At 48.8% G+C, this 22,845-nt stretch carries 24 protein-coding genes and 1 tRNA gene; 7 read left to right on the forward strand and 18 right to left on the reverse strand.

The annotated features are described in order from the left end of the window. Window positions 1-106: 106 nt before the first annotated feature. From B1H56_RS04405 to B1H56_RS04430, 6 genes are read right to left on the reverse strand one after another with little or no spacing between them, the layout of a single operon-like run. Window positions 107-799 carry a PHP domain-containing protein gene (locus B1H56_RS04405; RefSeq protein ID WP_066518527.1) on the reverse strand — a complete coding sequence of 231 codons (693 nt, stop codon included), beginning with the start codon at window positions 797-799 and terminating at the stop codon, window positions 107-109. A 1-nt stretch (window position 800) separates the two neighbouring features. Beyond that, a complete protein-coding gene (locus B1H56_RS04410; protein WP_066518525.1) occupies window positions 801-1,139 on the reverse strand; it encodes a hypothetical protein in 339 nt (112 codons plus the stop codon). Beyond that, window positions 1,136-2,461: a [Fe-Fe] hydrogenase large subunit C-terminal domain-containing protein gene (locus tag B1H56_RS04415; protein ID WP_066518522.1), complete on the reverse strand. Its 1,326-nt coding sequence runs from the start codon at window positions 2,459-2,461 to the stop codon at window positions 1,136-1,138. Before B1H56_RS04415 ends, B1H56_RS04410 begins: the two co-directional genes overlap by 4 nt. Window positions 2,462-2,489: 28 nt before the next feature. After that, complete coding sequence (locus tag B1H56_RS04420) at window positions 2,490-2,903, reverse strand: ATP-binding protein (RefSeq protein ID WP_066518521.1); 414 nt, start codon at window positions 2,901-2,903, stop codon at window positions 2,490-2,492. Between the two features lies 1 nt (window position 2,904). Next, the gene (locus B1H56_RS04425) at window positions 2,905-3,258 is read right to left on the reverse strand and encodes a DRTGG domain-containing protein (protein ID WP_066518519.1); all 354 of its coding nucleotides are present in this window, start codon (window positions 3,256-3,258) and stop codon (window positions 2,905-2,907) included. 17 nt (window positions 3,259-3,275) lie between these two features. Beyond that, a complete protein-coding gene (locus tag B1H56_RS04430) occupies window positions 3,276-3,725 on the reverse strand; it encodes a deoxycytidylate deaminase (protein ID WP_066518517.1) in 450 nt (149 codons plus the stop codon). Between the two features lie 327 nt (window positions 3,726-4,052). Here B1H56_RS04430 and B1H56_RS04435 point away from each other — a divergent pair, with 327 nt between their 5' ends. Both B1H56_RS04435 and groL read left to right on the forward strand, forming a co-directional pair. Beyond that, window positions 4,053-4,337, forward strand: a complete 285-nt coding sequence (locus B1H56_RS04435) for a co-chaperone GroES (RefSeq protein ID WP_066518515.1) — start codon at window positions 4,053-4,055, stop codon at window positions 4,335-4,337. An 18-nt stretch (window positions 4,338-4,355) separates the two neighbouring features. Beyond that, window positions 4,356-5,993, forward strand: a complete 1,638-nt coding sequence (groL, locus tag B1H56_RS04440) for a chaperonin GroEL (RefSeq protein ID WP_066518513.1) — start codon at window positions 4,356-4,358, stop codon at window positions 5,991-5,993. Window positions 5,994-6,047: 54 nt separating this feature from the next. On the opposite strand, the gene amrS is transcribed toward groL, so the two are convergent. The 4 genes from amrS to aroQ are packed head-to-tail and all read right to left on the reverse strand — an operon-like array spanning window position 6,048 to window position 9,569. Beyond that, window positions 6,048-6,875, reverse strand: coding sequence for an AmmeMemoRadiSam system radical SAM enzyme (gene amrS / locus B1H56_RS04445; RefSeq protein WP_066518510.1), 828 nt, complete (start codon window positions 6,873-6,875; stop codon window positions 6,048-6,050). Continuing rightward, on the reverse strand, window positions 6,872-8,260 hold the full coding sequence (amrA, locus tag B1H56_RS04450; RefSeq protein WP_066518507.1) for an AmmeMemoRadiSam system protein A: 1,389 nt from the start codon (window positions 8,258-8,260) through the stop codon (window positions 6,872-6,874). Before amrA ends, amrS begins: the two co-directional genes overlap by 4 nt. A gap of 14 nt (window positions 8,261-8,274) precedes the next feature. After that, window positions 8,275-9,138 (reverse strand): aldo/keto reductase, encoded by an 864-nt coding sequence (locus B1H56_RS04455; RefSeq protein WP_066518500.1) that lies wholly within the window; start codon window positions 9,136-9,138, stop codon window positions 8,275-8,277. Then, window positions 9,135-9,569 (reverse strand): type II 3-dehydroquinate dehydratase, encoded by a 435-nt coding sequence (gene aroQ, locus B1H56_RS04460; protein ID WP_066519269.1) that lies wholly within the window; start codon window positions 9,567-9,569, stop codon window positions 9,135-9,137. Before aroQ ends, B1H56_RS04455 begins: the two co-directional genes overlap by 4 nt. A 70-nt stretch (window positions 9,570-9,639) precedes the next feature. Between aroQ and B1H56_RS04465 the strand changes: the two genes are divergently transcribed. Then, window positions 9,640-10,470 carry a shikimate dehydrogenase family protein gene (locus B1H56_RS04465; RefSeq protein WP_066518498.1) on the forward strand — a complete coding sequence of 277 codons (831 nt, stop codon included), beginning with the start codon at window positions 9,640-9,642 and terminating at the stop codon, window positions 10,468-10,470. Here the strand turns inward: B1H56_RS04465 and B1H56_RS04470 are convergent. The 6 genes from B1H56_RS04470 to aroF (B1H56_RS04495) are packed head-to-tail and all read right to left on the reverse strand — an operon-like array spanning window position 10,445 to window position 16,413. Next, a complete protein-coding gene (locus B1H56_RS04470; RefSeq protein ID WP_066518496.1) occupies window positions 10,445-10,945 on the reverse strand; it encodes a shikimate kinase in 501 nt (166 codons plus the stop codon). The two genes, B1H56_RS04465 and B1H56_RS04470, sit on opposite strands and share 26 nt — an antisense overlap. A gap of 1 nt (window position 10,946) precedes the next feature. Continuing rightward, the gene (pheA, locus tag B1H56_RS04475) at window positions 10,947-12,071 is read right to left on the reverse strand and encodes a prephenate dehydratase (RefSeq protein ID WP_066518494.1); all 1,125 of its coding nucleotides are present in this window, start codon (window positions 12,069-12,071) and stop codon (window positions 10,947-10,949) included. Then, a complete protein-coding gene (gene aroC, locus B1H56_RS04480; RefSeq protein ID WP_066518491.1) occupies window positions 12,064-13,140 on the reverse strand; it encodes a chorismate synthase in 1,077 nt (358 codons plus the stop codon). Before aroC ends, pheA begins: the two co-directional genes overlap by 8 nt. Next, complete coding sequence (gene aroA, locus B1H56_RS04485; protein WP_066739944.1) at window positions 13,137-14,381, reverse strand: 3-phosphoshikimate 1-carboxyvinyltransferase; 1,245 nt, start codon at window positions 14,379-14,381, stop codon at window positions 13,137-13,139. Before aroA ends, aroC begins: the two co-directional genes overlap by 4 nt. Continuing rightward, window positions 14,378-15,397 (reverse strand): 3-dehydroquinate synthase, encoded by a 1,020-nt coding sequence (gene aroB / locus B1H56_RS04490; protein WP_066518484.1) that lies wholly within the window; start codon window positions 15,395-15,397, stop codon window positions 14,378-14,380. Before aroB ends, aroA begins: the two co-directional genes overlap by 4 nt. A gap of 11 nt (window positions 15,398-15,408) precedes the next feature. Beyond that, window positions 15,409-16,413 carry a 3-deoxy-7-phosphoheptulonate synthase gene (gene aroF / locus B1H56_RS04495; protein WP_066518478.1) on the reverse strand — a complete coding sequence of 335 codons (1,005 nt, stop codon included), beginning with the start codon at window positions 16,411-16,413 and terminating at the stop codon, window positions 15,409-15,411. A 570-nt stretch (window positions 16,414-16,983) separates the two neighbouring features. Between aroF (B1H56_RS04495) and aroF (B1H56_RS04500) the strand changes: the two genes are divergently transcribed. The 4 genes from aroF (B1H56_RS04500) to B1H56_RS04515 all read left to right on the forward strand — a co-directional run bounded on the left by aroF (B1H56_RS04500) (window position 16,984) and on the right by B1H56_RS04515 (window position 21,028). Further along, window positions 16,984-17,997 carry a 3-deoxy-7-phosphoheptulonate synthase gene (gene aroF, locus B1H56_RS04500; protein WP_066518477.1) on the forward strand — a complete coding sequence of 338 codons (1,014 nt, stop codon included), beginning with the start codon at window positions 16,984-16,986 and terminating at the stop codon, window positions 17,995-17,997. Window positions 17,998-18,226: 229 nt separating this feature from the next. Continuing rightward, entirely contained in the window at window positions 18,227-19,483 is a 1,257-nt protein-coding gene (locus tag B1H56_RS04505; RefSeq protein ID WP_066518476.1) for a C40 family peptidase, read from the forward strand. Window positions 19,484-19,592: 109 nt separating this feature from the next. Beyond that, window positions 19,593-19,668 (forward strand) — tRNA-Ala (locus B1H56_RS04510). 457 nt (window positions 19,669-20,125) lie between these two features. Continuing rightward, window positions 20,126-21,028 carry a hypothetical protein gene (locus B1H56_RS04515; protein ID WP_156468716.1) on the forward strand — a complete coding sequence of 301 codons (903 nt, stop codon included), beginning with the start codon at window positions 20,126-20,128 and terminating at the stop codon, window positions 21,026-21,028. 26 nt (window positions 21,029-21,054) lie between these two features. Here the strand turns inward: B1H56_RS04515 and B1H56_RS04520 are convergent, their stop codons facing one another. Both B1H56_RS04520 and B1H56_RS04525 read right to left on the reverse strand, forming a co-directional pair. After that, the gene (locus tag B1H56_RS04520) at window positions 21,055-21,417 is read right to left on the reverse strand and encodes an ACT domain-containing protein (protein WP_066519268.1); all 363 of its coding nucleotides are present in this window, start codon (window positions 21,415-21,417) and stop codon (window positions 21,055-21,057) included. A gap of 8 nt (window positions 21,418-21,425) precedes the next feature. Next, window positions 21,426-22,796 carry an ASKHA domain-containing protein gene (locus B1H56_RS04525; RefSeq protein WP_066518473.1) on the reverse strand — a complete coding sequence of 457 codons (1,371 nt, stop codon included), beginning with the start codon at window positions 22,794-22,796 and terminating at the stop codon, window positions 21,426-21,428. Window positions 22,797-22,845 lie beyond the last annotated feature (49 nt).

Genomic DNA, 22,845 nt, shown 5'->3' on the forward strand with positions numbered 1-22,845 from the left:
GAAAGTGCCTCCTTAAATAATCAACCTCTGAATTTTATTCGGATTTCATTGTTTCCGAAAAATATTTTACCATATAACAATTCGTTTTGCATCACTTTTTGTGAAATTAGTCACATAATTTTTGTAGAATTGTTCGGACATTCGCATCTTTCACTTCAAGATGCCGTTCCCGCTCCGCAATCTGCCACAAATTATGTGCATCCGACGAATATATTTGCTCAAAACGCGACACATCGTTTTCAATCGCAAGTCCGGGTACTGTCTCGATTGTTTTGAAGGAAAGCTGGGGCGGAAAAAATCCAAGATTGGCCAGTACGGAATTCGCCCCTTTGTTGATATGTGCCGGGATCGGATAACCTCCATATTCCCGGACCAGCGCGCAGCTTTCATCTATATCATAAGGGAGGGCAGAAATCAGAAGCTTGTCGAGCGTTCCCACTACTTCGTCGTTCTCGTCCATGATAAGCTGATTTCCAAAATAGTCCGGTCTGTTTTTAATATCGGGAAGCTCCGTATATAGTTTGTCCCCAAATTCCCGCGCCGATTCCGGTTCTTCAAAAAAAGCAAGCACATGAACTTCTTCCGCCGTCGTCATTTCGATTCCCGGCAAAAAAAGAATCCCCGCCTGCTGCGCAACCTTTGCCACCGCCTCCACATTACGGGCGGAATTATGATCGCTCACCGTTATGAGGTCAAGCCCTTTCAGCTTCGCCATATTGACAATATTATTGGGCGTCATATCATCATCCGCACACGGCGAAAGCGCGGAATGAATATGCAGGTCATAATAAAGCCGCATTTTACCTTCCTATGCCCAGGCCGCACAGTTCACAGCAGACCGCGTAGGAGGTTTTGGAGGAAGAATAAATAACCACGCCTTCTTCTTTGGCCTTATCTATAGTCGCCTGCGGCACCTCGATGTTCTCCGGCACAATGACGCAGGCAAAATCATGCAGGCAGGCAACGGCAATCACATTGAGATGCGTTTGCACGGTAACCCATACCATCCCCGCTTCCCCGCGCGCCATCACCCAGCTCAAAAGGTCGCATACGCAGCCATCCGTCACTTCTGCTTCTTCCGCAAGGCCCTCCGTAAGGAGCCTGAGTCCCATTTTTTCGGCAATCTCCGCTGTCTTCATTCAGTTTCATCCTCCGATATTTTATCTTTGCTTGCAAGGTCCACCATCTCTTCCGCGAGATAACGCACCTTTTCCTTCAATATAAACACGCAGTCCATCTCTTGCGCATGGCCGCGTACGATATCCTCGGCAAGCGCCCTGCATGATGGTGCCCCGCAGCTTCCACAGTCCATCCCCGGAAGTTTTTGGACAAGTTCCTCGATTTGCTGTATCTTGCGCAGCGCCTCCATACGGTCGTCATCCAGCTTCATAACGTCCACTGCTTCCATTTGCTTCCTCGTTGCCGCCACGCCTGTCTGCGCATATTGTTCGGCCTGCTCTTCCACGGCCCTGTCATACCCAACCTCATCGCAAATCTTCTGTACGCGCGACTGTGCGACAAACGCGCTCTCGAAAACCAGCGGTCCGCCGACACAGCCGCCAACGCACGCGAGTCCTTCAAAAAAATCGAGATCCTTCAGTTTATCGTTCTCAATATCCTCAAGCGCACGCGCAACATTGGAAATCCCGTCCACTGCAAGGGCGTTCTTTTCTCCAACGGCAAACGTCTCCCCGCCGCTGTTCGCCCAGCCGATCCCTTTTGCCGAAGCCTTGACGCCGTCAAAATGTTTTGCGTCCGCCGCTTTCAGCTGTCCCGTAAGAAGACCGTAGACCTCAAGAATTGAGATTGCGCCGTCCACATCGCTTTTTTCCTTGGCGAGCGGCGATTTGATACTTGTCATTTTTGCCGGGCAGGGAGTGATAAAGTATGCGCCGATATCCGCAATATCCACATTGTTTTTCCTGGCAAATTCTTCCTTTGCCACTTTGGCCGCAACCTCCACCGGCGCGTCGACCTTGACCACATTATCAAGAAGCTCGGGAAACCGGACCTGGATCAGCCGCACGACCGCAGGGCATGCGGACGAAATAAGCGGCCTGTTACCAGGCTTTTCAAGCTCCGCAGCAATCGCTTTCGCACAGATTTCCGCTCCCTTTGCAACTTCAAACACATCATCGAACCCCATTGCTTTGAGGCCGGAGAGAACCCGGTCGACCTTATCAACTTGATTCACCATCTTAAATTGTGCATACAAGGCCGGAGCGGGCAGCGCAATTTTATACTTAAACTGGCTGATACTGGAAAGCGGGTCCGTTACCGCGTTCTTGGCATGATACGGACAAACGCGGATACATTCCCCGCAATCTATGCACCGCTCCTTCAATATCTTCGCTTTTCCCTTTTGGACCCGGATTGCCTCTGTTGGGCACCGTTTGATGCAATTGGTGCAGCCTGAACACTTTTCCTTTTCAAGGCGTACCGAATGAAAATACTTTTCCATTATTATAGACCGTCACTTTATCTCATCGTTACATTTGAAATTTGAGCGTTACTGTCGTTCCCGCAGGACTCGATTCAATATGCATATTATCGCTGTTCTTATTCATGTTCGGAAGTCCCATACCTGCGCCAAAGCCCATTTCACGCACCGTATCCGATGCGGTCGAATATCCTTCCTGCATAGCAAGATCGATATCCGGTATTCCCGGCCCGATATCTGCGCATGTGATCGTAATGGAATCTTCGTCGATATCGAGCTGCATATGTCCGCCAAGGCTGTGAATAATCATATTGATCTCCGCTTCATAAGACGCAATCGCAATCTTGCGGATCAAAGCGGGATTCACGCCAAGCTGCTTCAGCTTATTTTTGATGCGCGCGGAGACTTCTCCAGCCGCGACAAAATCATCTTTTTCTATTTCATAATCCCGGGTATAAATCATATTATTCCCCCCGCATGCCGCCTTTTATTCCATTTTGGTAGAGAATGCCGCACGTCGTAAACATCGGTTTATCCGTCGCAAGGAGTACCATCTCGCGTTCTTCCGCCATATCGATGATGTCCTGTGCAGGCCGTTTTCCGCGAACAAATAAAATACAGGGAATATCCATCATTTCAGCCGTCCGGATCACATGGTTGTTGACCAGGCCCGTCATCAAAATCGCGTCGTGTTTGGTGAATGCCAACACGTCGCTCATCATATCCGCACCGCATGCGCAAAGTATCTCCGTATCCGGCCTGTCGGCTCCGCAGAGAAACTCCGCATCCAGAAGTTTTGCAATTTCCGTAACTTTCATACATACTCCTCCGATCCCTATTCCTTATACTGTTCCACCTGAATATCTACCATTTCAAATATCCTACTTGCGAATTCATCCGGATATGGATGCTTGTATACAATACGGACGATCCCTGCATTTACAATCATTTTAGCGCAGATCGAACACGGCTGGTGTGTACAATACATTGTCGCTCCATCGATCGCCACTCCAAGTTTCGCCGCCTGGATGATTGCATTCTGTTCAGCGTGGATCGCATAACACAGTTCGTGCCGCTCTCCGGAAGGAATCCCCATATTGATGCGCAGGCATTCTCCGCGGTCCTTACAGCTGTCGATTCCTGCGGGCGCGCCATTATATCCTGTCGTTACGATACGTTTATTTTTGACAATGATCGCCCCGATGCTGCGGTCCGTTTTGTAACAGCTCGTCCAATGCGCGATTTCTTCCGCAAGGTCCATAAACCTTTTATCCCACTTATCCATCTTATTCCCCTTTTGTACTTTGCGTTCATGAAGCGTTTGAAGTTGTAATCCTATACTGTGATAGCCGATATTTATAATTTCCATTGTACATTATTTCACATTACATGTCGGAATCAATCCGTGTTGATACAATAATATAATCGAAGCTATCGGGAGATATTTTCCAATATTTAGATTTAAAACTAAAATTTGCCTGTTTTTAATAATTAATGTTGTTTGATTTATTCATCGTTTATAGATATCATTAGTTTTAGAAAAAATTAGCACTCAACTTTGATGAGTGCTAACAGAATAATGAATATTATTTAATTACAGGAGGCATGAGATATGACAATCAAACCTTTAGGTGACAGAGTCGTCATCAAATCAGTTGAAGCGGAAGAAACAACAAAGAGCGGCATTGTATTGCCCGGTTCGGCACAGGAAAAGCCACAGGTTGCAGAAGTAGTTGAGGTCGGCCCCGGCGGCGTGGTTGACGGAAAAGAGATCAAAATGGAAGTTGCAAAAGGCGACAAAGTCCTTTATTCCAAGTATGCAGGCACGGAAGTCAAGCTGGATGGCGAAGAACTGATGATCGTTCGCCAGTCCGACATTCTCGCAATTGTAAAATAAATAGGAGGCAAATAAATTATGGCAAAACAGTTAAAATTCGGCGAAGAAGCTCGCCGCGCGCTTGAAAAAGGCGTAAACCAGTTAGCAGATACAGTAAAAGTAACGCTTGGACCGAAAGGCCGCAACGTTGTTCTGGATAAAAAATTCGGCGCTCCGCTGATTACGAACGATGGTGTTACGATTGCAAAGGAAATCGAGCTTGAAGATCCCTTCGAGAACATGGGTGCCCAGCTCGTAAAGGAAGTCGCTACGAAGACGAATGACGTAGCTGGCGACGGTACGACGACCGCTACCCTGCTCGCGCAGGCTGTTATCCGCGAAGGACTTAAAAACGTTGCGGCGGGCGCAAACCCGATGGGCGTTAAAAGAGGTATCCTCAACGCTTGTGAAACGGCAGTGGAAGGATTGAAAGCCCTCTCCAAGCCGATCGCGGACAGCAAGGCAATCTCGCAGGTTGCAAGCATCTCGGCTGGTGACGACCGCATTGGGACGCTGATTTCCTCCGCTATGGAAAAAGTTGGCAACGACGGTGTTATCACGGTGGAAGAATCCAAAACGATGCAGACGGAGCTCGACGTTGTCGAAGGTATGCAGTTTGACCGCGGATATGCTTCCGCTTATATGGTAACTGATACGGAAAAAATGGAAGCGGTTCTTGATGATGCCCTCATTCTGATTACGGACAAAAAGATTTCCAACATTCAGGATCTCCTCCCGATTCTGGAACAGATTGTTCAGCAGGGCAAAAAGCTGCTCATTATTGCTGAAGACGTTGAAGGCGAAGCTCTCGCTACTCTCGTAGTCAATAAGCTGCGCGGCACATTCAACTGCGTTGCGGTAAAAGCTCCGGGCTTTGGCGACAGAAGAAAAGCAATGCTGCAGGATATTGCTACGCTTACGGGCGGTACAGTGATTTCTGAAGAAGTTGGCCTTGATCTCAAAGAAGCCACGATGGATATGCTTGGCCGGGCAAAACAGGTTAAGGTTGACAAAGACAATACAACGATCGTTGAAGGCATGGGCAAAAAGGAAGACATCGAAGGACGCATCAAATCCATCAAAGCCCAGATCGAAGAAACGACCTCCGATTATGATAAAGAAAAGCTTCAGGAACGCCTTGCGAAGCTGGCTGGCGGCGTAGCAGTTATCCGCGTCGGCGCAGCGACGGAAACGGAAATGAAGGAAATCAAACTGAGAATCGAAGACGCCCTTGCGGCAACGCGCGCTGCTGTTGAAGAAGGAATCGTTCCCGGCGGCGGCACGGCCCCGCTGAAGGTAACGGATGACATCAAGGCCCTGATTGAGAAACTGGCCGGCGATGAAAAAACCGGTGCGAAAATCGTCCTGCGCGCTTTGGAAGAACCTGTTCGCCAGATCGCTGCAAATGCGGGTCTTGAAGGCAGCATCATCGTCGAAAAGATTCTTGCGGACAGCTCCAAGACGTTTGGCTTCAATGCAGCAACCGGTGAATACGTCGATATGATTAATGCTGGTATCATCGACCCCACCAAGGTTACACGCAGCGCGATTCAAAATGCCTGCTCCGTTGCAGCTATGTTGCTCACGACGGAAAGCATCGTAACGGATCTTCCGGCTCCGGAACCGCCGGCGATGCCTGCGGGCGGCGCTCCTGGCGGAATGCCCGGAATGTACTAAGAAACCGAAAAACCAAAAGAACTGCTGCATCCGCAGCAGTTCTTTTTTGTGTTTTTATCTGCAGTTGCCTTCATAGACATATTCCAGATGCCGGCGGGCAGCCTCCGCAAGCCGCAGGATATCCTTAACCGGTGTCGCCCTCTTGTCTCGCATTTTATAACTTGGAAAGAAACGGGAGATGTGCAAAGGAATCGTCTTGTCAAGCGAAGCGAGCCATGCGGCCAGTCGCTCCATATCGGTGTCCGAATCATTTTCACCCGGAATCACAAGCGTCGTCACCTCCACATGGCAGCTTTGCGCGGCCAGCTTAATGGAACGCTTCACTGTTTCCAGATTTCCGCCTACGCTATGGTAAAAGCCTGCGGAAAAAGCTTTCAGGTCGATATTCATAGCGTCAACTAGCGGCAAAAGCTCTTTCCAGGGTTCTTCGTTGCAGTAGCCGTTTGTTACCAGCACGTTCTTCAAGCCTTTTTCATGAGCCGCGAAAGCGCAGTCCCGCACAAATTCGTAACCGACGATCGGTTCGTTGTAGGTATAAGCAAGTCCGATATTCCCCTTCCCCGCTAATGCTTTCGCCGCCTGTGCCAACTCTGCCGGCTGTATGGATTGTTGCGTCATCTCATTCCCGCGCACAGAAATAGAACTGTTTTGGCAAAAAGGGCAATGAAGGTTGCAGCCAAAGCTGCCCACGGAGAGGACTCTGCTGCCAGGGAAAAAACGTCTCAGCGGTTTCTTTTCAATCGGGTCCAGCGCTATTGCTGTAATTTGTCCGTAATTATCATCGATAATCCGGTCTTTTATGTTTTTACGCGCCCCGCATAAGCCTATTTGGCCTTCCTCCAATATACAGGCGTGCGGGCAAATCCTGCAAACCCGCTTCATTTATGCCGGATCACCTCAAATTTTTTAATGGAATAAGGCTCTCCCCTGCCAATCCCCGCCTTTTGAAGCGCAATCTCTATCTGCTGCTGCGGAGTATCTATCCCTTCAAGGTCAGGCAGCAGCAACCCCCGGCGTCCTACGCTCGTTACGATGACTCCAAAACGTTTCGTATCGAACTCCTCCGCGCTTTCCACCGGCTGCGCTTTTCCCAGCACATCCACGCTGTACGTAAGTTCTTCAAGTTCAATACGGCTTACCGGGGCAAACCGCGGATCCTCTGTCCCGGCGCTCACTGCGTTGTTGATAATCTCATCCGCAATACATTCCCTTCCGGCCGCAATCGTTCCGATACAACCGCGCAGTTTTCCGCGCTTTTTCAGCGAAACAAAGACCCCTGCCCGTTCATCCAACATTTCGTCGGGCAGGCCTTCCGGCCGGTGAAGAACGGTGCCTGTATTCACATAGTGCTCCAGCGAAGCGCGCGCCAGCCGTACATAAACGTCTTCGCGCGCCTTTTGTTCCGCTGCTCTTTTCCGTTTCTTATCATGATACCTCCTGCCAAATTCGCGTGTCGGATCATTCCCTGTTACGTGAAAGGTTGCCACCCCATATCCTACGCCAAAAGGCCCTTCGTATGAAAGAAGCCGTGGAGCCACCGCTTTCCCGTCAAGCGCGCCTGCCAGAATAAGAAAGGACCGCAGCCCGCATTCCGCCGCCTCTTCGCATAAATCGGGAGCTAACTCCAGAAGCTCCATAAAATCGGCTTCTCTCAGAGCTTCCGTCGCCTTTTTATCAAATTGCGGTCCTTGCGGTGCGTACCCATACGGACCATCCTCTTTCAGCTTATGGGAGAGATCCCCACTCGCGGCAATAACAGTTTTCCTGCCCATTTGTTCCGCCGTCTGCGCGATAAGTTGGCCCAACTGGTAATGTTTTTCCGCGTCCAGCCCGGAAAGCCCAACCCGTACAACCGGAATACCACTAAGCCCTGCTTCCTGTAAAAAACGGAGCGGAATAAGCGTTCCATGATCGAGCGAAGGATCCCGCTCTCCATCGGTGCCTGCCGGAAACCCTTCCTCATGCGCCAATTTTTCAAGCTCTTTCGCAAACGCTTCATCATACTTCGTTTCAACGGAAACTCCTCTGACCCGGAATTGTTCCAGGTTTCCCTTTGCGCTTTTTCCCGGAGAAACGTGAAAGTACTCCGCATACAATACAGTATGCGGAGAGGTAATGATGATCGTATCGGGCCGCATATCCGCTATTGTCCGGGCCGCTTCCCGATATGCGCGGATCGTCGCTTCAATTTTCCACTCCTCTCCGCGTCCTACCTCGGGCAGGATGATCGGCGGATGCGGAACCGCAATTCCTCCCACTACAGCCATAGCCGTTCCCTCCGTTACTTGTTCGCATTTTTGCGTGCCTTTTCGGCATCTCCGTCAAATTTAGTTGAATCCCAGGAAAACCGCTGTTTTCCGTCCAGGGCATCAATACGTTCCATATCCTCTGCCGAAAGCTCGAAATTGAAAACATCTGCATTTGAGATAATCCGTTCCTGGTGGACAGACTTTGGGATCACAACGATCTCGTTTTGTATGTGCCAGCGCAAAGTTGCCTGAGCCGCTGTTTTCCCATAATGACCGCCTATTTCCTCCATCAGTGGTTCTTCGCTGAGGTGTCCGTGAAAAATCGGCCCCCATGCTGTAACTGATATTCCGTTTTTCTTGCAAAATGACCGCAATTCCCTTTGCTGGAACCACGGATGCAGTTCCACCTGATCGTTTGCCGGGAACTCACCTGTCTGCTTCTTCATATCGGCAAGCTGATCCGCGATAAAGTTGGAAACGCCGGTGGCATGGATCAAACCTTTTTCCCTTAGCCCAAGGATCGTGTCCCACGCCCGGTAGCGTAGCACCTCATCCGTTCCCGGCCAGTGGAGCATATAAAGATCAATATATTCCGTGCCCAAAGCTACAAGGCTTTTTTCAAATGTCTCCCGCGCGTTCGGAAAATCCGTCGGCCATAGTTTGGTTGCAACAAACAGTTCTTCCCGCGGAACTCCGCTGTCTTTTATGGCGCGTCCAACATCCGCTTCATTTTTATAAAAAGTTGCAGTATCGATATGCTTGTATCCCGCATCCAGGGCAAAGCGCACGGCCCGGTATACTTCTTCCCCGGCTTTCGCCTTATATAGCCCAAGTCCAAATCCCGGCATTTCAACGCCGCCCGCAATGTGTATCCTGTCCTGTAAATTCCGAATCATATCCTTTCCTCCAATAACATGTTCAATGCGTCCACGTATCCTTGCTCGCCTTTCCCGCAAATCTGCGCAATACATACGTCGGAAATCACGGATCTATGACGGAACTCTTCGCGGGCATGAATATCGGATAGGTGCACCTCCACACATGGAAGATGAATCGAAGAAATCGCATCGCGTATCGCATAGCTGTAATGCGTATACGCTCCCGCGTTAAGGATAATCCCATCTTTTCTGCCATAGGCGTCATGCAGCTTGTCGATCAGCGCACCCTCGTGGTTCGATTGGAAAAATTCCAGCTCCACATCCTTATCTTTTGCCTGTTTCAGAATAAAGGCATTGACCTCATCCAGCGTCTTTGCCCCATACACGCCCGTTTCCCGTATGCCGAGCATATTCAGGTTCGGACCATTCATCACTAAAATTTTTTTCATTATTTTCTCCAAATTATCGAAATATGATATACTTAATTGTATCACAATGCAAAGGAGTTTTTCCATTTCCATGCAGAAAAATTATTGCGTCATCGGCTCCCCAATCTCTCATAGTTTATCTCCAGCTATCCATACTATGCTTTATACGAGGTACGGGCTGGATTGTATTTATGACAGGATGCTTGTTACGTCTAAAACGCTGGCATCTTTCGTCGGATCGATCCGGGAACGCCGTATTTCAGGCTTTAATATTACAATGCCGCTCAAACAGGCAATCCTTCCTTATCTGCGATATGTTTCTCCCGAAGCATGCGGCGGCATCAATACCGTAGTAGTGCATCCGGACGGTTTGTATGGTTATTCAACCGATGCACAAGGATTCCTTGCGGCCCTGCAAAGCACTGGTTCGGATTACAGGGGGGCAAATATCGTATTCATCGGCGCAGGAACCGTAACGAAGCTGTTGGCGGACGATGCCGCTGAAAAGGGCGCACAAAGCATAGTCATCGTAAACCGCACACTGGAAAAAGCGCAAAAAATAGCACGGCAGATAAGCGCAGTGTCTGACCGGCTTGCAAATATCGGCTGCTATTTAAAAAATTGCGACTTACTGATTAATACGACTCCACTTGGTATGAATGGCACCGGCAGCGACTTTGAAGACCTTTCTTTTCTCGACGCTCTTCCAGGTCACGCGGCTGTGTGCGACCTTATTTATGCACCGGCGCAAACTTCGTTTTTGAAATACGCGAATACACGCGGCCTGAAAACGATGAACGGCCTTGGAATGCTGATCTGGCAAGGCTTTTTTTCTTTTGAAAAATGGTTTCACATCCTGCCGGGCCAGAGGGATTACGACGCAGTGGAGCAGGAACTCACCCGGCTTTTAGGGCAGAAATGATTCGATTGGCCGCGCCGTCTATTGTATCGCGGTTGTCAATCCTGATATGGCACGAATCCTCATAGCGTTTTTTCCGTGCCTCGAATATACCGCGTATATGCTCCGCTCCCCCTCTGAGCAGAGGGCGTTTTTGTGTGTCAACGGTCTTCATGATCTGGTCCACATCCCGGTATATCCATACGACTGTGCCGGATTCCCTCATTACGCGTATATTTTCATCCGCCAGTACAATGCCTCCGCCGCAGGAAATCACTGAATCCGGCTCGGTATGGGCCGCATGGATAAGCACTGCGCTTTCGATTTTCCGAAAAAGCGGCTCTCCGCCCTTAGCAAAAATATCGTTGATCGTTTTTCCCTGTTCTCGCTCGATCCTGGAGTCAAGGTCAATAAACGGCAGACAAAGTTTGCGGGCCAGGCTTTTCCCCACAGCCGATTTTCCGCATCCCATCATTCCGGTCAGAAAGATATGTCCCATCTCAGCACCCGTTCCTATAAATCCCAAGCAATTTAAGCTGTGTGCAGTAAGGCATAATTTCAGGAATCACCTTTTCTATCTGCAAGCCCATTTCCGGCCCTACAAAATCAACGTAAAACCGGTATTCAAAATTACGGTGTTTTAGTGGGCGGGATTCTATCTTTACCATATTGAGTTCGCGTTTTGCAAACACATTCAGAACATGCGCAAGGGCACCCGGCTTGTGTTCCAATACAAAACTAAGGCTTGCCTTGTCCGCCCCTTCTTCGGCTGTCTTTTTATCCGTTCCGATGACGATGAACCGTGTAGTATTCTCTCCGCTCGTATTGACGGCGCTTTTCAGGACCTTGAGTCCATAAATCCAGCCCGCGTATTCACTGGCGATTGCGGCCTTTGAAACGTCGCCTGCTTTTGCCACATATTCTGCGCTGGCGGCAGTATTATAATAGGGTATCCTTTTCCATTCAGGATAACCGTCCAGAAAACCCGCGCACTGCATCAGTCCCTGGTCGTGGGAATATACCTCGCGGATATCAGATACCTTTGCTCCCGGTACGCCGAGCAGGGCATGGTCGATGTGGACAAGCTGCTCTCCCACAATGCACACATCGTTATACTGATCCATGAGATCGTAAACCTGCAGTACGCTGCCCGCATAGGAATTTTCAATTGGTACTACGCCAAAAGCAATTTCTCCCGCTTCAACTGCAGAAAAAACCTCGTCAAAGCCTTGATAGCTCACCGCCTCCGCCTGTCCGTTGAAATACAGGTCCCGTGCCATATCCGCATACGCGCCGGGAAGGCCGGAATATCCGGCCTTCCCGGCCATGACATGCTTTCGACCCGATTCCGTCTTTTCCCTGACAAGACGGCGCTGATGCGCCCGGCTGAGGCTCATCAACAGTTCGTAGACCCGGTCAATATCACTGGAAAGCGCCTTATCAGTAAGCATCTCTTCACGCTTTTTCAACAATTCCGCTTCCCGCTTCCGGTCGAGTACAGGCAGTCCTTTCTCTATTTTACATTCCGCAACCTGTTCCGCAATTCGTATTCTTTCCTCAAACGCCCGTACAATTTCCGCATCCACTGCATCGATCTCCCGGCGTAATTTTTCCAGCTCATCCATTGTGTACCTCCAGCCATAGATCGGCGGCAACGAGCGCAGCCGCACATTTCACGACCTCCACTGCACGCGGGACAATACAGGAATCATGCCGCCCGTGAATCCGCAGAGACGCTTCCTGCATCGTTTCGATGTTAACCGTCTTTTGTTCCTTGGCAATCGACGGCGTGGGGCGCACCGCAACACGAAATATGACCGGCATGCCATTTGTAATGCCTCCGCCGATCCCGCCGTTATGGTTCGTTTGAAACAATACCCTTCCATCTTTCAGAATTGGGATATCGTTTGCTTCACTCCCCCGCATTCTCGTCAACTCAAACCCTTTTCCGAATTCGATTCCCTTAATTGCCGGAATGGAAAACATTATATGCGAAAGCCTGCTTTCCACACTGTCGAAGAATGGATTGCCCAATCCCGCTGGAAATCCATTGATCGCGCATTCAATGGTTCCGCCTACGGAATCACCTTCCCTGTGGGCCTCCCGAATTCTGTCCTGCATTCTCGCGGTAATTTCGGGATCGACTGCTGCAAATGCCTTGCTTTCGGCGTTGCTTATCCGCTCGAAAGGATAGGGCCCTTCATCTATAATATCGGCAATACTCTGGATGCGGGCGGCAACATGGATATTTTCACGCTCCAACAACTGCCGGGCAATGCTTCCAGCAAACACCAGCGGTGCCGTCAGCCTACCCGAAAAATGTCCGCCTCCCCGGTAATCGTTTGCACCGTGATATTTTATAAACCCGGTATAATCCGCATGGCCCGGACGCATGAACTCCATAGTCCTTTCATAATCCTGCGAACGCATGTCCTTGTTTCGGATCACCGCCGCGAGCGGCGTTCCCGTTGCTTTCCCTTTGAAATAACCGCTCAGCACTTCCGGCACGTCGGGTTCCTTGCGTTTGGTAGAAGCAACGGAAGCATTAGGCGCCCGCCTCTTCATCGCCTGCGCGATCTTTCCCTCATCGATTTCCATACCCGCCGGCAACCCGTCGACTATGATTCCGATCGCGGTGGAATGAGATTCCCCAAAGATAGTGACTTTCAAACAATTTCCAAATGTCGCGCTCATTCCACAATTCCCCCGAGGCTCGCAAATTCTTCATAAAAGTTTGGAGCTGATTTTCTAACAACCATAGGGTCCCGTATGACGACCGGTTCCCGGGCGATACAGGATGCAACTGCAAGAGCCATGGCGATCCGGTGGTCAAAGTGGCTGTCCGCCTCTCCCCCGTCCAGAGCCCCGGTTCCGTTAATCACCAAGCTGTCCTCATATTCTGTAATATCAGCCCCTAATTTTTCAAGTTCATGTGCCATCGCGTGCAGGCGGTCGCTTTCCTTGTAACGCAGCCGTCCAGCATTATAAATTCTCATTTTGCCTTTTACCGCACAACCAAGTACAGCAAGCACCGGTACGAGGTCGGGTATTTGGCTCACATCGATCTCAACCGGCCTGAGCACATTCTTCCTCACAAAAATACCGTCTTCCCTAAATTCGACATCTGCTCCCATACACTGCAAAATCCCGAGTATTTCCCGGTCACCCTGATCCGAATCTTCCTCCAGTCCCTGCAGCAGAACCTCCCCGCTGAGCGCTGCAGCAACGGCAAAAAAAGCGGCGTGGGAATAATCTCCTTCAATCGTCATATCATGCGGACGATATCCCTGCCGCCCCGATACGTCGATGATATGTCCGCGCCAATGACTGCGAATGCCGAACAGCTTTTGTACGCTGCGCGTTAAATCAATATATGGTTTGGACTCAATTTTGGTCGTCAGATGGATGCCTGAATCGTTTATCAGCAACGGCAAGGCGTACAGCATTCCCGATACAAACTGCGATGAAATATCTCCCGGCATTGCATATTCCCCACTGTCCAGGGTCCCGCAGATCGTGATGGAGTTTTCTGTTTTCTCTACCTCGACCCGATTCCTGATAAAAATACGGCCGTACGCCCCCTGCGGGCGTTTCATCAGACGGCCATGTCCGACAAATGTTCTTGGCTTTCCGTCCAGTGCAAGCGGCACCAGAAAACGCAGGGTCGAACCCGACTCCCCGCAATCAATTTCCTGTTTTCCTTCCCGCCTGAGTCCGCCGTGCACGGTACACACATCGCCTGTAAGCTCGTATTCGCACAGCCCCATATCCCGGAGGGCATTCGCGGTCGCGGCAATATCTTCAGAAAAAGCCATATTTTTTAAAACAGAATCGCCCTTGGCAAGAGCTGCGCAGATCAGCGCCCTATGCGATACGCTTTTTGAGGGAATGATCTTAAGGCTGCCGTGGATGTTCGAGGGAGCTATTTTTTTCATAGGCATAATTCCTTTACTATTTTTTGGATTTCTCCGGCCTCCAGTTTTGGCGTCACCGCATGCCCGATTTCATCGATCAAAACAAAACTGATCCGGCTGCCTTCCGCCTTTTTATCTGCCAGAAGGATTTTTAACGCTTCTTCAAGGATACCCGGTTCCGCAGAAACCGGCAAGCCATACTTTTTAAGTAGGATTTGCGTGTCCTCCGCAAGTCCTTTCGGTGAAACGCCCAGCGCCTCTCCCAGCCGTGCGGCATATATCATCCCCATCGCAACTGCTTCGCCATGAAGAAATGTTCCATACCCGGCGACTGTTTCAAGCGCATGCCCGATCGTATGCCCATAATTGAGCTGCATACGCGCGCCTGTATCATACGGGTCGCGTTTTACATAATCAGCTTTAATTTCACAGCATCTTCCGATAATATCTTCGATCCTTCCGCTGCTGTCCATAAGCGTCTTATGCAGGTTCTTATCATAGATATACGCATATTTGATTACTTCCGCCATTCCTGCCGCATACTGGCGCGAATCAAGCGTTTCAAGCGCCCCCGTATCCGCAATTACAGCGGCCGGCTGGTAGAACGCACCTACCATATTCTTACCGCCTTCAAGGTTTACCGCGACTTTCCCGCCGACTGAACTATCCACTTGCGCCAGCAACGTCGTCGGATATTGTATGAAGGCGACCCCGCGTTTAAACGTCGCGGCCGCAAAACCCGCAATATCTCCGACGACTCCGCCCCCCAGAGCCGCTACGGCGCCCCTCCGGTCAATCCCGTATTCCATCAGTTTCTGATAAATCATTTCCAGGTTCCGCATACTTTTCGATGCCTCGCCGGAAGACAGGATGATCCATTTTGCATCAGGAAAATACTTCCCGAAAAGCGGATGTACCACATCGTCCGTAACAATTGCATAATCCGTATAGTTTTTCAGGGGGGCATCTGACAGAATGCCGTTTCCTATTACTATATCATATTTTCCATTCTCTGCATCCACGAAAACATTTCTCATCTCACTCACCATCAGGACATCACGTTCTTGAGCGCGTTAATTTTATGCATCACCCCTTCAAACGCTTCGGGCGTGAGGGATTGGGCGCCGTCGCACAGCGCATGCTTGGGGTCGTTATGCACTTCAATCAGCAAACCGTCCGCACCAGCGGCAACTGCGGCGAGCGCCAAGGATTCCACCATATAGGAAAGCCCGGAAGCATGGCTCGGGTCAACTACAACGGGAAGATGAGATAATTTTTTGATTGCGGGGATCGCGCTGATATCAAGAGTATTGCGTGTATAGGTCTCAAAGGTGCGAATACCGCGTTCACATAGGATGACGTTCTCGTTTCCGCCCGACATAATATACTCCGCGCTCATCAGAAGCTCTTCAATCGTGCTGGAAAGTCCGCGCTTTAAAAGAATCGGCTTTTTCGTTTGCCCTACTTCCTTAAGCAGATCGAAATTTTGCATATTCCGCGCGCCGATCTGGATAATGTCCGCTTTCTCAGAGAAAAGCTCTACATACCGCGGCGCCATAATTTCTGTTACGATCGGCATTCCCGTTTCTTTTTTCACGTCCATCAGGATATCAAGTCCTTCTTCCCCGAGTCCCTGGAATGCGTAAGGGGAAGTACGTGGCTTAAAAGCGCCGCCCCTGAGAATCTGCGCTCCAGACGATTTGCATTGCCGGGCAATCCCTTCCAGTTGGTCGAAGGATTCCACAGAGCAGGGCCCGGCCATAACGGTAAGCGTCCCGCCTCCGACGGAAACACCGTTTACATCCACTACGCTGTCTTCAGGATGGAATTTACGGTTCGCTTTCTTGTATGGCTCCTGAATGGATACCACCCTGTCTACACCGTTCATCATACCAACGCGTTCCTTATCCACCATATAAGTATCCCCCAGAACGCCCAACACGGTACAGTCAACGCCTTTATTTGTCTGTACCTGCATTCCTTTTTTGACAAGCGCATCGGTAACACGTAGGATTTCTTCGCTTGATGCACTGTTTTTCATAACTACGATCATGTTCTTCTTCCTCGCTTCTTCAAAGTTTATAAAATGAAAAAAGCTGCGAGCACCTGCCGGCACTCACAGCATATCATCAATCTTATCTGCTCAAACGTGTGTGGTATACCGACAGAAATTAACATGCAAACAAGCTCCAACGATAAAGACCGTTAAAGCTAAACATGCTAAAAAATCGTGTCGATACTGCCAACATTGTTTTTACTCCTTGCGTCTATTATATGCGATACATTTCCGCAATTCAAGTTTTTTTTCAAAATCAGGTGGTTTCAGACTCATTTTTCCAGTATTTGGGGGACAAAAAAGCAATTGTAAAATTTCCAATAAATTTATTACGATAATATTACAAAAAACTCTTTACAAGTGTTTTTCCTTGTGATAATCTATAAATAGAGTTAATGATTTTTTTCAATATAATGTTCCTCCAGTACCATAATTTTCAAAAAGAACTGCGGCTTGAGCCGCAGTTCTTTTTTGTGTTAGATTTCCGTAAGATTTCATTCATAATATTCTTTTTGCATTCTCTCGGCCGCTCGTTTATAATATGGATGAATGTGAGGTAACCATACCATGATTATTATCGTAAAGCAAAACACCCCCCGCGAGAAAGTCAGTGAACTGATTCATTCCCTTGAGGGTCAAAATTTCAAGACGCATTTAAGCGAAGGCGAAAACACCACAATTATCGGCCTTGTCGGTGATACTTCGGTAGTGGATATCGATAATCTGAAAGCACGCGACATTGTAGAAGATGTACGGCGCGTTTCGGAGCCGTATAAAAAAGCGAACCGTAAATTTCATACGGACGATACTATAATAGAGGTACGTGGGCAGAAGATCGGCGGCGGACATTTTGCGGTCATGGCGGGGCCCTGCTCCGTGGAAAGCGAGCCGCAGATTCTTGAGATCACAGGCAGCATTATGCAGAGCGGTGCGAACTTCCTGCGCGGCGGCGCTTTTAAGCCCCGTACTTCCCCTTACGCATTCCAGGGACTTGAAAGAAATGGGATCAAGTTTTTGCTCGAATGTAAAAGGGAGTACGGAATTCCCATTGTAACAGAGATTATGGGAATTTCGGATATTCCCTTATTTGAAGATGTTGATATCATTCAAGTTGGTGCGCGTAATATGCAGAATTTCCGTCTCCTTAAGGAACTTGGGCACCTGAAGCAGCCTATTCTCTTAAAACGCGGACTCGCCAATACAATTGAAGAGCTTTTGATGAGCGCGGAGTATATTATGTCTGGCGGGAACGAAAATGTCATCCTGTGCGAACGTGGTATTCGGACTTTTGAGACCTATACACGCAATACCTTTGATCTGAGCGCTATTCCTATGATTAAACGCATTTCCCATCTTCCGGTAATCGCCGATCCAAGTCATGCGGCCGGGCTGGACTGGATGGTAGAACCCCTAGCCAAGGCTGCGGTCGCCGCAGGCGCCGATGGAATTATGATCGAAGTCCATAACGATCCGCCCCATGCCCTGTCCGACGGAAAACAGTCCCTTACTCCGGCACGATTTGCAGAGATAATGGAGAAACTAAAAACATACATTAGCCTTGAAGGGAAAAAAATCGGCTGATTGAAAAAACTCTGCTCACGCAGAGTTTTTTTACCGTCATCTTTGAGTTTGCAGTTTCCAAATATTACCGATATCCGGAGTATTTGCCAGTATTCTTTAGCTATACTGTGCTTAATTACAATTTTAATGTTTTTCTTCCATTTTGACGGTTAATTAACGATTGTAAAAATATTAAGAAATTGTTACAATTATTTCATATTGCTATAATACGTTATAGGTAGGTCGATTTATGTTTAAAAAAATGATTGCAAGTATTTCTGTATGCCTCGCTGTTGTGGCTTTTATGCCCTTTTCTGCGATGGCTGTTTCCAGGTATGAAGTGCTCCAGATTGGCGACAGGGATGAATGGGTCGAAGCGCTTCAGGAAAAATTACACGAAACAGATTATTTAAAATGTAATCCGACGGGTTATTTTGGTACGGATACGCAAAATGCCGTCGTACAGTTCCAGGTAGATCACGGTGGGCTTGCCGTAGACGGGAAAGCCGGTCCAGAGACCAGAAAAGCGCTTCTTGGCGCCAATTATACGGAAATCGATTCCAGCCGTGAGGTAAATGGTTCGGGTCAGCAAACGGAATCGGCCTCCACTTCTCCCGCGTCGGGTGCCACCGCTCTGAATCCCGGGGACAAAGGCAGCGATGTCTCCGATCTCCAGCAACGTTTAAAAGACCGGGAATACTATGAGTATCCCAGTATTACCGGTTATTATGGTCCCGTTACAACCGAGGCAGTAGAGAAATTCCAGCGTACGAATAATCTGGCTGTAACAGGCGTTATGGATGCGGAAAGCCTTTCCCTGCTAAAATCTGACGGGGCCAAGTATTATACAATGTATCCCGGCGACAGCGGCGATGATATTAAAACAATGCAGGATCGACTCAGTGAGCTTGGATATTTCGATGCGGCCTCCACAGGATATTTCGGCAGTATCACGACGAGCGCGGTTAAAAGCTTTCAGGATGCAAACGGCCTTTCGGTAGACGGTGTGGTAGGCAAGGATACGCGCCGGGTCCTGTATTCCAATGATGTAAAGAAAGGCAGCGGTTCCGGTTCTTCGGAATCCGCTTCTTCGGAAAGTTCTTCCTCCTCCGGCACCGGGAATTCGGATGTAGACCGTATGATCGAAATCGCGCACACGCAGATCGGCAAACCCTATTCGTATGGATCCAGCGGGCCGAATTCTTATGATTGCTCCGGTTTCGTCTATTACTGCCTGAAAAATTCCGGCGTAGCGGCGAGCCGTCTTAGCTCCGCAGGATATTCGGGTGTCTCCAGGTGGGATACAATTACGAATGTAAATTCCCTTCAAGCTGGCGATCTCGTCTATTTTAAATCTGACAAAAGTTCTTCAGTAAGCCATATCGGGATTTATCTTGGCGGCGGAAGTATGATTCACTCCGCTCCCTCCTCGAACGGCGTAGCAGTCAGCAGCATGTCTTCCGGCTATTATGCGCGTAATTTCCTCGGTGCAAAGCGCGTCTTCTAAATAGAATGTGCATCAAACCGCCGCAATATTTTGTGGCGGTTTTTTAATTTTATGCTTGTAATTTCTTTAAAACTTTGATAGAATATAACTCGCATGGTAAACCGTATATGGGGGTATAGCTCAGCTGGTAGAGCGCTTGCTTCGCATGTAAGAGGCCAGCGGTTCGAATCCGCTTATCTCCACCAAATGGAAAAGTAAGACCGCTGTAGGTCTTACTTTTTTCATACCCTGCCGTCCTTAAATATTCAGTTCGCATGCTTTTCTCCTCATGCCGTTTTCTTCTCTTCCCTGCGTCCTGAATGAACTATGTGCTATAATAAAAACATGAGCCTATATTCGTCCTTAAAGAAACCAAAAACTGATTGGCTCCTGATCGGCACGCTTATTATACTGTTTTGCGGATATCTGTTTTTCCATGACCTTTTTGGCGGCAGCCTTTTTGCGTACAACGATTGGGACGGCTACACCCTTCAGGCCCTTGCTTGGCGTAACGGCAGTGCTTCCCTGCCTCAAAATTACTCTTGGCTTGAGCTCGCCGAATATGGAGGAAATTACTATATATCCTTTCCTCCCGTTCCTTCCCTTGTTATGCTTCCGCTCACTTTCTTCTTCGGAGGCGGGGTCCCAAGCAATTTTGTAGTCATGGTCTATGCTCTTTTGAGTATCGTCTTTGCGTACGAATGCTTTCGCAAGACAGGACTTCGAGATGTTTTTTCCATGTTCTGGGCAATTTTCTTTGTCCTTGGCAGCAACATGCTCTGGATGTCGACTTCCGGCGGTTCATGGTTCCTTGCCCAGGGATTAAACCTCACTTTGTGTTTCGGCGCTGTTTTAAGCCTCTTCTACCAAAAGAAAGTCCTGTGCATGATTTTACTTGCACTTGCGATTGGCTGCCGTCCTTTTTCCTTTTGCCTTTTTCTTGTGGTATTTATCTATTTTTGCGTACAAGAATGGCGAATATCCCACCAACGGCCGATAATTGTCGTATTTCGGCAAATGAAATTTCTGATCGTTCCCGCTGTCATTGCCCTTGGGTATTGCCTCTATAATTATGTCCGATTCGATCATCCGTTTGAATTCGGCCACAATTATCTGCCGGAATTTTCCGGCGTCGGCAATGAACAGTTCGGCCTGCAATACATCGCAGCAAATGCCTACAATATCTTTCTTCGGCCTGCAGCACTGCTTGAAGACGCTTCCCTCAATCTCCCTCAATTCGACGGCTTTATGTTCTATGTCGCCAATCCCATTTTTATCGTCTGGTTTGCGTTGATAATCCGCGATATCATCTTAAAAAAAATCACACTGGAAAAAATCATGCTGATTCTTGGCTGTGCGGCTAATCTCTTGTTCCTTCTCAGCCATAAAACCTTCGGCGGCTGGCAATTCGGTGCAAGATATACGGTTGATTTGCTTCCGTTTCTCCTTTTGTATTTTTTGGCCTCCTATAGAGGCAAGCCACAAAAATGGGAATTCTTTATCGGTGCATTCGCCGTTTTATTTAATTTGTATGGTGCATTTTTTATGCATATGCAGATTCCGTAAGCCCACTTTTCATCAGGGCCTATTGTTTACCGTTCATAAACTTCATAGCCATGCTCACGCAGCGCCTGTATGCTTTGTACGATATCCTTTTTGCGAATGAGGAGACAATCCGTATCATACGTAGAAACGCAAAAAATACTTATTTTTTCCTTGGCGAGCACACTGCTGATCCCGGCCAGTATTCCAATAAGTGAAAAATCCAGCGGCCCCTCCACTTTAAGCAACGCGAAATCGCGCTGCACTTCTTTCACATTTTCCGGGATACTCTCCTGCTCGCAAACAAGTGACACCTCTCCCTCCGTTACCGTAAGACTCAAAAACGCTTTTGCATTTGTCCTGGGGAAGCGGACTTCGTCCAGTTTACATACCGCATATGTTTCGTTACCCATCGAAATTTTCAAAAGTACATACTCTCCACATATTTTTCCATAAAATAAGGATTATTTCCCAATTCTACATGTTTCCCAATACTGCAAATGTGATCCATATTCGCTATACAGGCTTGATCGAGCAGCGCCATGCAAGCACCTATGCCAGCCGCATTTCCTACGCCAATGATTTCCCTGAAGCCGCGGGACAACAAACCTATCTCCATAGCGCTGCGCTGGTCCATATAGTTGCCGAATCCTCCTGCCAGGTAGACGCGCTTTATCTCTTTTCCCTGTATGCCGGCCTCATTGAGGAGGGAAAGCACCCCGGCCGCCATAGCCGCCTTTGCTGTCTGCAATTCCCGAATATCCCTTTGCGTAATTACGATATCATCTGTAATCAAAATTACAGGCTCCCCATCCCTTTTCCCAATAAAGCGGCTGCCTGTTTCCTCCGCAATTCGCCCAGTTTCATCAATTGCGCCAATTTTGCACATCAGCGCAATCGCGTCAAGCAGACCCGAACCGCATAATCCCCGTGCAGCTCCGCCGCCAATGACAGTCGTTTTCAATTTTCCCTGCAGTACATCCACTCTATTAATTGCACCTGTCACGCCAGCCATTCCGCAGCTGATATGCGCGCCTTCAAACGCCGGGCCCGCTGCGGTGGAAGTGCTGAAGAGAAACTCCCGGTTCCCTACCGCTATTTCACCATTTGTCCCGATATCCATCAGCAAACAGATCTCGTCAGATTGTGCAAATCCGGTCGCCAAAAGCGCGGAAGTAACATCTCCTCCTACAAAAGCAGACATACATGGCGTTAAATAGCATTGAGAAGCCGGCAGATCAATCCCAAGCTCCTGTGCGGGTTTGTAATCCCCAAACTTTGAGATCGGCCGAAAGGGCAAAGTGCCCATTGACACAGGCGATAGCCCGGCAAACAGGTGAAGCATTGTCGTATTCCCTGTAAAAACGCATGACTTCAACTGTTTCCGGTCAATCCCGCTCTCAGCCAGCGCTTCGTTTATAAGTGAATTCAATTCACTTATGATGACGCCATTCATTTTTTCGAGGCCGTCGGCATGATCGGTACAGAACTTAATCCTCGAGATAACATCGAGCCCCATAGAAGCCTGTGCGTTAATCCTGCTTTTAACACAGATACATTTCGCTTGATCTAAGTGGTACAGGTATATGACAACAGTCGTGGTCCCAATATCGGCGGCAAGACCATATCCGGTCTTTTCCGCCGCAAGCTCGGGCATAAGTCCGTTTGTCCATATGTCCATCTCCGTATACAGCCGATTAGTTTCCGCTTTTTTGCGTGTAAACTTAATGCACTGCTTATGCGGGCATTTACCAAACAGGCATTCTCCCCCGCATACTGGTTCTTTTTCCATTCTTCCTCCCTGTGCCGTTATAAAAAAGAGCTGCCAACAAGCCTGACAG

The sequence above is a fragment of the Christensenella minuta genome (genome assembly GCF_003628755.1).
GTDB classification, from domain to species: Bacteria; Bacillota; Clostridia; order Christensenellales; family Christensenellaceae; genus Christensenella; species Christensenella minuta.

Coding starts and splice junctions, on each gene's coding strand:
- B1H56_RS04455 (WP_066518500.1), bottom strand. CDS start 9,138: ATGATTCGGAATTTACAGGACAGGATACACATTGCGGGCGGCGTTGAA.
- groL (WP_066518513.1), top strand. CDS start 4,356: ATGGCAAAACAGTTAAAATTCGGCGAAGAAGCTCGCCGCGCGCTTGAA.
- B1H56_RS04420 (WP_066518521.1), bottom strand. CDS start 2,903: ATGATTTATACCCGGGATTATGAAATAGAAAAAGATGATTTTGTCGCG.
- B1H56_RS04470 (WP_066518496.1), bottom strand. CDS start 10,945: ATGGGACATATCTTTCTGACCGGAATGATGGGATGCGGAAAATCGGCT.
- B1H56_RS04410 (WP_066518525.1), bottom strand. CDS start 1,139: ATGAAGACAGCGGAGATTGCCGAAAAAATGGGACTCAGGCTCCTTACG.
- B1H56_RS04430 (WP_066518517.1), bottom strand. CDS start 3,725: ATGGATAAGTGGGATAAAAGGTTTATGGACCTTGCGGAAGAAATCGCG.
- B1H56_RS04520 (WP_066519268.1), bottom strand. CDS start 21,417: ATGGGTAACGAAACATATGCGGTATGTAAACTGGACGAAGTCCGCTTC.
- B1H56_RS04405 (WP_066518527.1), bottom strand. CDS start 799: ATGCGGCTTTATTATGACCTGCATATTCATTCCGCGCTTTCGCCGTGT.
- B1H56_RS04465 (WP_066518498.1), top strand. CDS start 9,640: ATGCAGAAAAATTATTGCGTCATCGGCTCCCCAATCTCTCATAGTTTA.
- pheA (WP_066518494.1), bottom strand. CDS start 12,071: ATGGATGAGCTGGAAAAATTACGCCGGGAGATCGATGCAGTGGATGCG.
- B1H56_RS04425 (WP_066518519.1), bottom strand. CDS start 3,258: ATGAAAGTTACGGAAATTGCAAAACTTCTGGATGCGGAGTTTCTCTGC.
- B1H56_RS04525 (WP_066518473.1), bottom strand. CDS start 22,796: ATGGAAAAAGAACCAGTATGCGGGGGAGAATGCCTGTTTGGTAAATGC.
- B1H56_RS04435 (WP_066518515.1), top strand. CDS start 4,053: ATGACAATCAAACCTTTAGGTGACAGAGTCGTCATCAAATCAGTTGAA.
- aroF (WP_066518477.1), top strand. CDS start 16,984: ATGATTATTATCGTAAAGCAAAACACCCCCCGCGAGAAAGTCAGTGAA.
- amrS (WP_066518510.1), bottom strand. CDS start 6,875: ATGAAGCGGGTTTGCAGGATTTGCCCGCACGCCTGTATATTGGAGGAA.
- B1H56_RS04505 (WP_066518476.1), top strand. CDS start 18,227: ATGTTTAAAAAAATGATTGCAAGTATTTCTGTATGCCTCGCTGTTGTG.
- aroB (WP_066518484.1), bottom strand. CDS start 15,397: ATGAGAAATGTTTTCGTGGATGCAGAGAATGGAAAATATGATATAGTA.
- aroA (WP_066739944.1), bottom strand. CDS start 14,381: ATGAAAAAAATAGCTCCCTCGAACATCCACGGCAGCCTTAAGATCATT.
- aroQ (WP_066519269.1), bottom strand. CDS start 9,569: ATGAAAAAAATTTTAGTGATGAATGGTCCGAACCTGAATATGCTCGGC.
- B1H56_RS04415 (WP_066518522.1), bottom strand. CDS start 2,461: ATGGAAAAGTATTTTCATTCGGTACGCCTTGAAAAGGAAAAGTGTTCA.
- aroC (WP_066518491.1), bottom strand. CDS start 13,140: ATGAGCGCGACATTTGGAAATTGTTTGAAAGTCACTATCTTTGGGGAA.
- B1H56_RS04515 (WP_156468716.1), top strand. CDS start 20,126: ATGGTCTATGCTCTTTTGAGTATCGTCTTTGCGTACGAATGCTTTCGC.
- amrA (WP_066518507.1), bottom strand. CDS start 8,260: ATGGCTGTAGTGGGAGGAATTGCGGTTCCGCATCCGCCGATCATCCTG.
- aroF (WP_066518478.1), bottom strand. CDS start 16,413: ATGATCGTAGTTATGAAAAACAGTGCATCAAGCGAAGAAATCCTACGT.